Here is a 10,000-nt window from a genome sequence, read left to right on the forward strand (position 1 = left end):
AAAGGATATGATAGCGATAAGTTACGAGAAAAACTGCTTTTTCGAGGCATCCTTCCTGTTATTCCGCCTCGCTCTAATCGAAAAGAGTCGATTTTTTACAATGTACAGCACTACAAAAATCGTAATCGTATTGAGAGGATGTTCAATAGGTTGAAGCCGTTCAGACGTATCGCCACACGCTATGATAAAACCAGAAAATCTTTCCTCGCCTTCCTTCATATCGCCGCTGTAAAATTATGGTTACCTTCCTTTGTCAACAGAACCTAGCTGCTTGCTTATTTTATTCTGTCTTGGTGATTTTTTCGGAATTTAGCTATTTTGGGAGCAACAACAACCGCACAATAACGATTTTCTTGCCCCTTTTGATAAAAATAGTCCTGATGATAGCTCTCGGCAGGATAAAAAATACTGGCAGGCTCAATTTTGGTTACGATTGGCTTTTTGCTATGGGCTTGCGCTTTCACGATCGCATCTTGAGCAATCTGCTCCTGCTCTTTATCAAGCGGGAAAATAGCGGAACGATATTGAATGCCGATATCATCCCCCTGCCTGTTCAGCTGTGTCGGGTCGTGAATATCAAAGAACAGATCAAGAATATCGCTATAGCGGATATTTTCAGGGTCAAAGGTCAAACGGACTGCCTCGGCATGTCCGGTTTTGCCGCCACAAACCTGTTCATAGCTGGGATTGGGGGTATCCCCTCCGATATAGCCACTTTCTACGGATATTATTCCAATAATATCTTTAAAAATGGCTTCAATGCACCAAAAACAACCACCGGCTAATATCGCTTGCTTTTCCATAAACAAGGAACGGGCAATATTTAAAAAAGTTTCTTTTCTATATCCGATTCTATCAATCTGATTCTTTAAAAATAGAAAAATCGGCGGATATGGAATCAATAACGCTCAATAGCCTTCGTTTTTTGGTCTTCTGAAATTTGGAGTTTTCTTCAACAGAGAATCCTCTCTTCTCTACCACTAAAAAATTATGAATAGCACGGCAAAAACAGGGCAAGTAATAGAAAGAGACGGCAAAAAACGCCTAAGATTAAGACAGATAGGTAATATCAAAAGTTACCCAAAACACATAAAAAAACGCCGCCTGTGAAAACAGACGGCGTTTTTAAGGCAATGGCTATTGCGCTATTAGGCAACAGCGGCGCGCTTGAAAGCAGAAGCTTCTTTAGCGAGCGCCGTGATTTTTGCGACATCAGGTTTGCCAGCCGGAACAACCCAGCTACCACCGACGCAAAGAATGGACGGGTTTTCAAGATATTTAGGCGCTGACGTCGGGGTGATACCACCGGTCGGGCAGAAACGAACCTGACGGAAAACAGAAGCCATGGACTTCAGGGCAGGTAAACCACCGATATTTTCAGCTGGGAAGAATTTGAAGCGATCAAGACCAAGGTCAAGACCAAGCATCACATCAGCCGCATTAGCAACACCCGGAAGCAAAGCCGCTTTCTGGGCAACAGCATGCTTACCAAGGTCAGCGGTCAGACCTGGGCTAACGAAAAATTCGCAACCAGCTTCCTGAGCTTGGTCGAGCATTTTTGCGTTCAGAACCGTACCAGCACCAACAACGGCACCCGGAACTTCTTTCATGACCTTGATGGCTTCAAGAGCACAAGGGGTGCGAAGCGTTACTTCAAGAACGTTCAGACCACCAGCAACCAAAGCTTCTGCGATAGGTTTTGCATCAGCAATATCTTCAATGACGAGGACCGGCATAACCGGTGCCAAACGCATTACGGAATCGATATCACGCATCTTAGACTCCTGCTTTATTTCCCTTAGGGGTTCGTTGAATTGCATCTACCCCATCGACCAAAAAATCAAGTTTTTTACGCTGCGGCATCGTAAATCTTGTGTGCGCGATGGTCTCCGGCATGTTCTCGGCAATGAAACGCAGCATCTGTTCACGAATATCACAACACAGATCCCAAGAGGAAGGCGCATCCCTTGCCGTCGCCAATAAACGAAGCTCGATATATTCCGGTTTCATGTCACTGACTTGTAAAATATAGGAACGGCCATCCCATAAGGCATTGGAAGTAACCACTTTTTTCATATGTTCGCGCAATCTTTCGACATCCGCCAAAGGATCGACATATAAAAAAACCTTGCCGATAAGCTGCTCGGCTTCTCTCGTCCAATTCTCAAACGGCGCTTCCAAAAAACGCGCCAAGGGCACAATAACGCGCCTCTCATCCCACAAACGGACAGTGACATAGGTTAATGTGATTTTTTCTATCCAACCCCAATCGCCCGTCTCAACAATAACCAGATCATCAATACGGATAGGCTCGGTAAAGGCGACTTGAATACCGGCAATCAGATTTTTTAACATGGGTTGGGCGGCCGCACCGACGGCCAAACCAACCAATCCCGCCGATGCCATCAAGGTGACCCCGATATTACGAACGGCCGGAATCGTCATCATCATAATACCAACCGTCACCATGATGATAAGAAAGGAACCGACTCGCATCATAATCGACATACGGGTGCGTTGCCGCCTTGATGCCAATTTTCGGCTTTCATTGCCTTCGACTGACCGCCGACTTTTAATATCGACAATATCACTGATCGCATGCAGCAAAGCCAAGGCCAGCCATCCAGCAATAGCCGGAACCGCAAAAGCCTCTATTCGGTTAAGCAAACTTTCGCCAATTTTCCCGAAAGGCAGAATTTGTTGAGATATATAAACGCCGATAAGACCGGATATCCACCGAAAGGGCGCTGTCAGTTTATCCAGCCATATTTTGGCAATCGGATTGTCTCTATTCTCAACAATTTTACGAATAAGACGCAAAATGAAACGATAAAGAGCAAGGCTTGCAAAGATACAAAGACACAAAACCAGCATTGTCTGGACAGAAATCGGCAAGCTACGGATAAGATAATCAGACAATAAAATTATCTCGCATAATCAATAGGTTAAACAAATTATTATCTATCTTGAAATAGAGACGGATCGTCGGTGATAGATTTTTAATAATTTTTATCAAGAAAATATTTCTTCAATTCACTGTAATAAAAATATTAAATAAACAGCATGGTGGTTTATTATTATTCTTAAATGGAATGGGCGATATATAGCATATCTATAGAGGCTGATCTATATCTATTCTGCGAATGGAACATAAGTTATATTCTATAGTTTTATAGCAGAATATATCTGTAACGAAAGGAATGCATTCGACCATGTCCAGCAACCGACTGACTAAACCTGTTCTTGGTTTTCTTCTGGGCGCAACGGCGGCCTTTGGTCTTTCTCCGGTTATTGCGGGTGCCGCTTATGCTGCCGAGCAGGGTGTTTTCCAAAAGGCTGGCAACAGCATTCAGAATACAGCCGATAATGCTGGAAAAGCTGTAAGTGATACGGCTGAAGACGCTCATGATGGTGCCAAGAACGTAACGAATAAGGCTCGTCATTCTGCCAAAAGAAGCTGGAGCAAAACCAAATCCACGGCCAAGAAAACGACGGATAAGAGCGGTGATGCGCTCGATAAATCTTGGGATAAAACCAAAAGCAGCGCCGAAACCGCTACTGACAATGCCGGTCACACGATCGCAAGATCCGCTGACAAAGCAGGCGATGCTATCGAAAACACCACGGACAAAGCCGGCACCGGCATCAAAAAAGGGGCTAACACAGTCGGTAAAGCCTTCTCGGGTGCATGGAAAGATGTCACGGGTGGTAACAAGTCCAAGGGCAAATAATCTACCTTTTTTTCAAAACAGCAAAAGCGCTTCCGATTTCAAATCGGGGGCGCTTTTTGATTTTATCCCCAAAAATACAGACCCAAAATACATAGCTGACATCAGTCCTTATTTTCACCTTTCAAATAACCGCTATTGTGCATCCTCTATCCTGCCTATTTTTTTAACAGACCGGATTTTTCAATCTGACGGGCAATCCAATTTTAGACCTGAAATAACCCAAAAAAGATTCAAAACATTTTAAAAAATTTAACATTTTATACTAAAATAATTGATAATCTAAATTTTGTTTCAAAAAACAATAAAAAGCGATAAGACTAGTAACCCGTTAACTTCAAAAACGGATGTTTTTTACAATCGATGTAAGGCTTCCCTGATAGCAGGATTTTATTGATGCGCTTTTCTCTTCTTGTGACGTCCTTATTACTTTCAGCCAGCACACTAGCGGCTCCGGCTATGGCCGATCATGGCCATAAAAAAGATTTCGATAAAAAAATCGAAAATAAAGAGCAAAATCCTGCCCCGACAGATGATATCCAGTCTAATTGGGCAAAACCGCCTGTTGCCGAACAGGAAAAAACGACAGAACACAGCGTCTCACTTAATGGCAAAGAGCTGCATTACAAAGCAACCGCAGGCACTTTGACTATTCGGGATGATAACGGGAAACCAACGGCCAGCGTTTTCTACACGGCTTACACGCTCGACACTAAAAATCCAGCGACCAAAAATCGTCCCGTCACTTTTTTCTATAATGGCGGGCCCGGCTCTTCCAGCTTATGGCTCCATGTTGGTTCATTTGCGCCGGTAAAGGTCAATACAACCGACCCTGTCACTATCCGCCCTGCCCCTTATAGTTTTGGGGTCAATCCCGATACTATGCTCGATATATCAGATCTAGTCTTTATTGATGCGATTGGTGCAGGCTATTCTCGACCTTTGGGTGATACCAAAGGCGCGGCTTTTTGGGGCGTAGATCAGGATGCCCATGCCTTTGCCAAAACGATCGAACGTTATGTTAATAAAAATCAGCGTTGGAGCAGCCCGAAATATCTTTTCGGTGAAAGCTATGGCACAACCCGCTCTGGCCAATTGGTCAATCTTTTACAAGATGACGGTATGCAGTTTAATGGGGTTGTCCTGCTTTCCTCTATTTTAAATTATGGTATCCGTCAGGCGGGCTACGATCATATCTATAAAGCCTATTTACCAAGCTATGCAGCAACCGCATGGTATCATAACAAGTTATCCAATCGTCCAGCCGATCTGAAAACCTTTCTGGATCAGGTGCGCGCCTTTGCGGCTGGGGATTATGCCGCCGCATTGGAAAAAGGTGATTTGATTTCTGACGCAGAAAAAAACCGCGTTGCGCAACAGATGTCTATCTTTACGGGATTATCGCCCGAATTTATCAAATTGAATAATCTTCGGGTTGAATTAGGCAGCTTCAGAAAAGAATTATTGCGTGATCGGCATTTGACCACAGGTCGCCTTGATGCCCGTTATACCGGTATTGATACCGAACCAGCAGGCGAAAGCCCCGAATATGATGCTTCCGGTTCGGCTGTTTCCGGCGCGTTTTACGCTTTATTCAGGGATTATCTCGGCCGTGACCTCGGTTATCAGAGCGATCTTGATTATCGTATCAGCATTTATGGACAGCCCGGCTTTAATTGGGATTGGAAACATAAGGCACCTAACGGTTATTTCCCACAGGAAATGCCCGATGTAGCGGTCGATCTGTCGGCAGCCATGCGCAAAAATCCGCATCTGAAGATTTTGTCGCTCAATGGCTATTATGATATGGCAACGCCTTTTTTTGCGACAGAATATGATCTCTCCCATATGATGCTTGAACCAGCACAGCGGACGAATATCAGCTATCGCTATTATCCGTCAGGTCACATGGTTTATTTAGACCCCGCTTCCTTGCATCAGATGAAAAAAGATGTTGCTGTTTTTTACGATCAGACAACCACCAAAGAATAATTCCACCTTATTTTAATGTGACAATCCAATCGCCAGCCCCTGACAGAAAATCTGTCAGGGGCTTTTTAATGGCCGCATGAATTATCATTCATCGAGGCCTTTAAACCCCGCTCCTTTAAAATATGACCTGACTTGGCGATTTTTGATCTCATTTTAGTAAAAATGGGGGGATGATTCCTACAATGTCCATTCATTGACGGCTTCTCTTTTTATCGTCATTCAAAATTGTTTTTTTGTCGCTTTAAATAGATAAAAAGATGTAAAAAAATTTTTCTAAAAATCTTGAAATACCCCTTCCATATATTATCTCAATCTCAACAAGCGATATCGCTATTCAGCATATAGCTTGTTGGTCTGGCGTTAAGCAGACATTAAAATTTAGTCGCTTTTTATAAGGATTAGAGAATATGCGTGCTTTTGATCTTACTCCCTTCTTGCGTTCATCTGTCGGTTTTGAAAATATTAACCGTTTAGTTGATCTGGCGTCTCGTGGTGAAAGTGAAACTTTCCCCCCCTATAATATCGAAAAATTAGCCGAAAACCGTTATTGTATTTCTATGGCCGTTGCCGGTTTTTCCAAGGATGAACTTGATGTAACCGTGCAGGAAAACGTCCTTACGATTACAGGTCGCGCAACAGAAAGCGCGAATAAGGAAGGCCGTGAATATTTGCATCGTGGTATCGCTAAACGCAGTTTTGAACGACGCTTCCAGTTAGCGGACACAATCAAAATTGTTGGTGCCGATTACCAAGACGGCCTGTTGAATATCGAACTGGATCGTGTGGTTCCAGAACAAAAGAAACCACGAAAAATTGAAATCGGCGGCACAAGCCATGAACAGCCCGCAATCAATAATAAGGCTGTCGATAACAAAATAAAGCAGCAAGCCGCCTGATAATACGCAGGATATTTTTCCCGTTATCAAGAAAATGTCGCTCTTATAAACAAAAAGGCCACATCTCAAAAGGATGTGGCCTTTTTTATTCCTGATTTTTAAGAAATAATAAATTTATGCAATAATATCAGGCACTAACCCGTCTTCCAAAAGCGTGATTTCGTCTTTCAAACGCAGCTTTCTTTTTTTCATCCGTGCTAAACGGAGCTGCTCTACCGGATTATTGAGCGCCAAGGCTTCAATAGCGATATCAAGATCCCGATGTTCCTGACGTAGCAGGTTAAGCTGCTCCCGTATTGCGTCATTGTTCATCATCAATCCTTTAAAAATCTACTGATACATCGCCTTCATGAAAGCCATCTGTGCTATCTTCTTGCTTCTATGCCATATTGGTCGCGTAAAAAATACAACTTATCTGCAAAAAAGATTTTGTATCACGACATAACGAATGATCTGTGTTTTACTCTCATCAGTCAGGCCATTCTGTCTGGCATTAACGGGAGATTATTCGTTATGAGAAACAATCACCTCGCCGCATTATTTTCAAAACATGCCGATCTTGATGCGCGCTTACGATCCGAGGCCTCACGCCCCAATCCCGATTTTGCTGTATTGAATCGCCTAAAAAAAGAAAAACTCCGCATTAAAGAAAATATTTTCTCGCTAAAATAAAAGAAAAAGGACTTAAGCCCGATGGCTTAAGTCCTTTTTTAAAGTGTCTATTCTTCTCTTGATATTTTTTCATGACGTTCGTGCTTTTCTTGGGCTTCGATCGTCATGGTTGCAATCGGTCGGGCTTCCAATCGCGCCAGCGAGATCGGCTCTCCCGTTACCTCGCAATAGCCATATTCCCCTTCATCAAGCCGCCGCAAAGCGGCATCAATTTTTGAAATCAACTTGCGCTGGCGGTCACGCGTCCGCAGTTCTATTGACCAATCGGTTTCACTTGATGCCCGATCGGTAAGGTCAGCTTCTTTCAAAGACTCTTGGCGTAGCTGGGCAAGCGTTCCACGAGACTCAATCAGGATAGCCTCTTTCCATTTCAGCAGTTTTTCGCGGAAATAAGCCTGCTGCCGTTCATTCATAAACGGCTCGTCCGGTGAAGGCCGATAGTCATTGGGGGCGGCGACAGAAGGCGCTTTTTCCAAAGCACTGGTTTTAATACCGTTGGTATCAACCTTAGAAGCAGTGAAATTAGATGCCATATACTTTGCTCCCTTTATTAAAGCTGGCAACCACCCTCTCGCTGCGCGGTTCATCAAACAAGGATTACTCCGGCAGGAATCAGGCTTCACTCTGTATAATGCGTGCTAACTACAAGACAGAGAAAACTCTGTTATATGGCCAACCACGTCACGACTCTTGCTCTATTAGACAGGGGAAACCGATCAGACAAGATAGAGAAGTATCATAGTATTAAATACTATTTTTAAAATAGATGGACTATGGATTTTTTTATACGGTCTTGCGTTCGATTTACAGCATTGTCATAGGCAGGACTATGCATGATATAAGACTAATCCGTTCAGAGCCTGAAAATTTCGACAAGGCTTTATCCCGTCGGGGATTCGAACCCGTTTCCAAAACCATTCTTGAAATGGATGGCGAACGCCGAACATTGGCTTTGGAACTTCAAACGTTACAGACGAAACGGAATGAAGTTTCCCGCCAAATCGGACAAGCTATGAAACAGGGCGAGAAAGACAAGGCCGAAGAAATGAAGGCCGAGGTTTCCGCCATCAAAGAAAAGATGGCCGCGCTTGAAGGCGAAGAAGCCGCTTTGGGTGACAAGCTGCAACGCTTTTTGTCCACTATTCCCAATCTCGCCGCCGAAGACGTTCCAGAAGGCAAAGACGAACAAGACAATAAAGAAGTCTTTCGTTGGGGTGAACCGCGTCAATTCTCTTTCAAACCAAAAGAACATGCGGATTTTGCACCGGCGTTAGGTCTCGATTTTGATACCGCCGCCGCAATGTCGGGCGCAAGATTTGCCTTGATGAAAGGTGCCATGGCACGCCTCAATCGGGCAATCGGCCAATATATGCTTGATTGCCAGACCGAAAAAAACGGTTTCACCGAAATTGCACCGCCGCTTTTGGTGCGCGACCATGCTCTTTTCGGGACGGGTCAGCTTCCCAAATTTGAAGAAGATTTATTTCATACAACAGATGACCGTTGGCTTATTCCAACGGCTGAAGTTTGCCTGACCAATATTGTTCGGGAATCCATCCTTGACGAAAAAACGCTCCCTTTGCGCTTCACCGCTCTAACCCCCTGCTTCCGTGCCGAGGCCGGTGCCGCTGGTCGCGACACAAGAGGCCTCATTCGCCAGCATCAATTCGATAAGGTCGAGATGGTGGCGATCGCTACGCCAGAACAATCAACCGCAGAACAAATGCGGATGGTTGAATGTGCCGAACAGATTCTACAAAATCTGAAACTGCCTTATCGTCGGGTTCTGTTATGCACGGGTGATATGGGCTTTTCTGCCACGCGGACTTATGATCTCGAAGTCTGGCTACCGGGGCAGAATTGTTATCGCGAAATCAGCAGCATTTCGGATTGTGGTGCTTTTCAGGCAAGACGGATGAATACCCGCTATCGCCCTGAAGAAGGCAAAGGCACCGCTGCGGTTCATACTTTGAACGGTTCTGGGCTTGCTGTCGGTCGGACATTGGTCGCTATTCTTGAAAATTATCAGGAAGAAGATGGCACCGTCACCATTCCTGAAGTGCTTCATCCTTATATGAATGGCATTACCAAGCTGGAGATTATCTAATGCGTATTCTGATAACCAATGACGACGGTATCGCCGCACAGGGTATCAAGATTCTGGAAGAAATCGCTCATAAAATTTCTGACGATGTAACGGTTGTCGCGCCTGACAAAGAACGTTCCGGCATGGCACATTCTTTGACCTTAAGCCTGCCCAGCCGTCTCTATAAACATGATGACCGTCATTATTCGGTCTCCGGCACGCCGTCTGACTCGGTCGTCATGGGCATTAAAGAGATTATGAAAGATAATCCGCCAGACCTCGTCTTGTCTGGTATCAATCATGGTGCCAATCTGGCCGAAGATGTTACCTATTCCGGTACGGTATCCGCCGCTATGGAAGGTGCCATTGCAGGCATCCGCTCCATCGGCCTTAGTCAGGTTTATTCGCCTGATTTCAAAAATGGCGCGCTTTCTTTTGATACAGCCATCAGTTGGGGTGAAAAAGTTATCAGACAACTGATTGACTCCACCTTACCGAACCGGACATTCTACAATGTCAATTTTCCAGCTTGTGAAAATGACGATGTCAAAGGTATTCAGGTTGTGGCTCAAGGTCATCGTGACTATGGCCGCCTGAATGTTGAAAAAGGCGTCGATCCGCGCGGG

The 10,000-nt window shown here is 44.5% G+C and carries 12 protein-coding genes; 7 read left to right on the forward strand and 5 right to left on the reverse strand.

Annotated features, from left to right (window positions below):
- On the forward strand, window positions 1-267 hold a 267-nt coding region (locus tag LDL18_RS04900; protein ID WP_296507347.1), incomplete at its 5' end, for a transposase.
- 8 nt (window positions 268-275) lie between these two features.
- Here the strand turns inward: LDL18_RS04900 and msrA are convergent.
- From msrA to LDL18_RS04915, 3 genes are all read right to left on the reverse strand, one after another.
- Window positions 276-803, reverse strand: coding sequence for a peptide-methionine (S)-S-oxide reductase MsrA (msrA, locus tag LDL18_RS04905; protein WP_296507349.1), 528 nt, complete (start codon window positions 801-803; stop codon window positions 276-278).
- A gap of 345 nt (window positions 804-1,148) precedes the next feature.
- Window positions 1,149-1,775, reverse strand: a complete 627-nt coding sequence (eda, locus tag LDL18_RS04910) for a bifunctional 4-hydroxy-2-oxoglutarate aldolase/2-dehydro-3-deoxy-phosphogluconate aldolase (protein ID WP_296507351.1) — start codon at window positions 1,773-1,775, stop codon at window positions 1,149-1,151.
- Window position 1,776: 1 nt separating this feature from the next.
- Window positions 1,777-2,919 (reverse strand): mechanosensitive ion channel family protein, encoded by a 1,143-nt coding sequence (locus tag LDL18_RS04915; RefSeq protein ID WP_296507353.1) that lies wholly within the window; start codon window positions 2,917-2,919, stop codon window positions 1,777-1,779.
- 293 nt (window positions 2,920-3,212) lie between these two features.
- Here LDL18_RS04915 and LDL18_RS04920 point away from each other — a divergent pair, with 293 nt between their 5' ends.
- From LDL18_RS04920 to LDL18_RS04930, 3 genes are all read left to right on the forward strand, one after another.
- Window positions 3,213-3,731 (forward strand): hypothetical protein, encoded by a 519-nt coding sequence (locus LDL18_RS04920; RefSeq protein ID WP_296507355.1) that lies wholly within the window; start codon window positions 3,213-3,215, stop codon window positions 3,729-3,731.
- Window positions 3,732-4,124: 393 nt separating this feature from the next.
- Window positions 4,125-5,720, forward strand: coding sequence for a peptidase S10 (locus LDL18_RS04925; protein ID WP_296507357.1), 1,596 nt, complete (start codon window positions 4,125-4,127; stop codon window positions 5,718-5,720).
- Between the two features lie 407 nt (window positions 5,721-6,127).
- Window positions 6,128-6,616 carry an Hsp20 family protein gene (locus tag LDL18_RS04930; protein WP_296507359.1) on the forward strand — a complete coding sequence of 163 codons (489 nt, stop codon included), beginning with the start codon at window positions 6,128-6,130 and terminating at the stop codon, window positions 6,614-6,616.
- 114 nt (window positions 6,617-6,730) lie between these two features.
- Here the strand turns inward: LDL18_RS04930 and LDL18_RS04935 are convergent, their stop codons facing one another.
- Complete coding sequence (locus LDL18_RS04935) at window positions 6,731-6,928, reverse strand: DUF465 domain-containing protein (protein WP_296507369.1); 198 nt, start codon at window positions 6,926-6,928, stop codon at window positions 6,731-6,733.
- 201 nt (window positions 6,929-7,129) lie between these two features.
- On the opposite strand from LDL18_RS04935, the gene LDL18_RS04940 reads away from it, so the two are divergent.
- Entirely contained in the window at window positions 7,130-7,288 is a 159-nt protein-coding gene (locus LDL18_RS04940; RefSeq protein ID WP_296507361.1) for a YdcH family protein, read from the forward strand.
- A gap of 47 nt (window positions 7,289-7,335) precedes the next feature.
- Here LDL18_RS04940 and dksA read toward each other — a convergent pair whose 3' ends face one another.
- Window positions 7,336-7,821: an RNA polymerase-binding protein DksA gene (gene dksA / locus LDL18_RS04945; protein WP_296507363.1), complete on the reverse strand. Its 486-nt coding sequence runs from the start codon at window positions 7,819-7,821 to the stop codon at window positions 7,336-7,338.
- A 296-nt stretch (window positions 7,822-8,117) separates the two neighbouring features.
- Between dksA and serS the strand changes: the two genes are divergently transcribed.
- Window positions 8,118-9,395, forward strand: a complete 1,278-nt coding sequence (serS, locus tag LDL18_RS04950) for a serine--tRNA ligase (protein ID WP_296507366.1) — start codon at window positions 8,118-8,120, stop codon at window positions 9,393-9,395.
- Window positions 9,395-10,000: 5'/3'-nucleotidase SurE (surE, locus tag LDL18_RS04955; RefSeq protein WP_296507367.1), on the forward strand; the 606-nt coding region annotated here is incomplete at its 3' end. The genes serS and surE, both read left to right, overlap by 1 nt.

Source organism: Zymomonas sp. (assembly GCF_020216885.1).
GTDB lineage: Bacteria > Pseudomonadota > Alphaproteobacteria > Sphingomonadales > Sphingomonadaceae > Zymomonas.

What these genes read in the sequence shown, in the direction of transcription:
- msrA (WP_296507349.1), bottom strand. Translation starts at nt 803, where the DNA reads ATGGAAAAGCAAGCGATATTAGCCGGTGGTTGTTTTTGGTGCATTGAA.
- eda (WP_296507351.1), bottom strand. Translation starts at nt 1,775, where the DNA reads ATGCGTGATATCGATTCCGTAATGCGTTTGGCACCGGTTATGCCGGTC.
- LDL18_RS04920 (WP_296507355.1), top strand. Translation starts at nt 3,213, where the DNA reads ATGTCCAGCAACCGACTGACTAAACCTGTTCTTGGTTTTCTTCTGGGC.
- LDL18_RS04925 (WP_296507357.1), top strand. Translation starts at nt 4,125, where the DNA reads ATGCGCTTTTCTCTTCTTGTGACGTCCTTATTACTTTCAGCCAGCACA.
- LDL18_RS04930 (WP_296507359.1), top strand. Translation starts at nt 6,128, where the DNA reads ATGCGTGCTTTTGATCTTACTCCCTTCTTGCGTTCATCTGTCGGTTTT.
- LDL18_RS04935 (WP_296507369.1), bottom strand. Translation starts at nt 6,928, where the DNA reads ATGAACAATGACGCAATACGGGAGCAGCTTAACCTGCTACGTCAGGAA.
- LDL18_RS04940 (WP_296507361.1), top strand. Translation starts at nt 7,130, where the DNA reads ATGAGAAACAATCACCTCGCCGCATTATTTTCAAAACATGCCGATCTT.
- dksA (WP_296507363.1), bottom strand. Translation starts at nt 7,821, where the DNA reads ATGGCATCTAATTTCACTGCTTCTAAGGTTGATACCAACGGTATTAAA.
- serS (WP_296507366.1), top strand. Translation starts at nt 8,118, where the DNA reads ATGCATGATATAAGACTAATCCGTTCAGAGCCTGAAAATTTCGACAAG.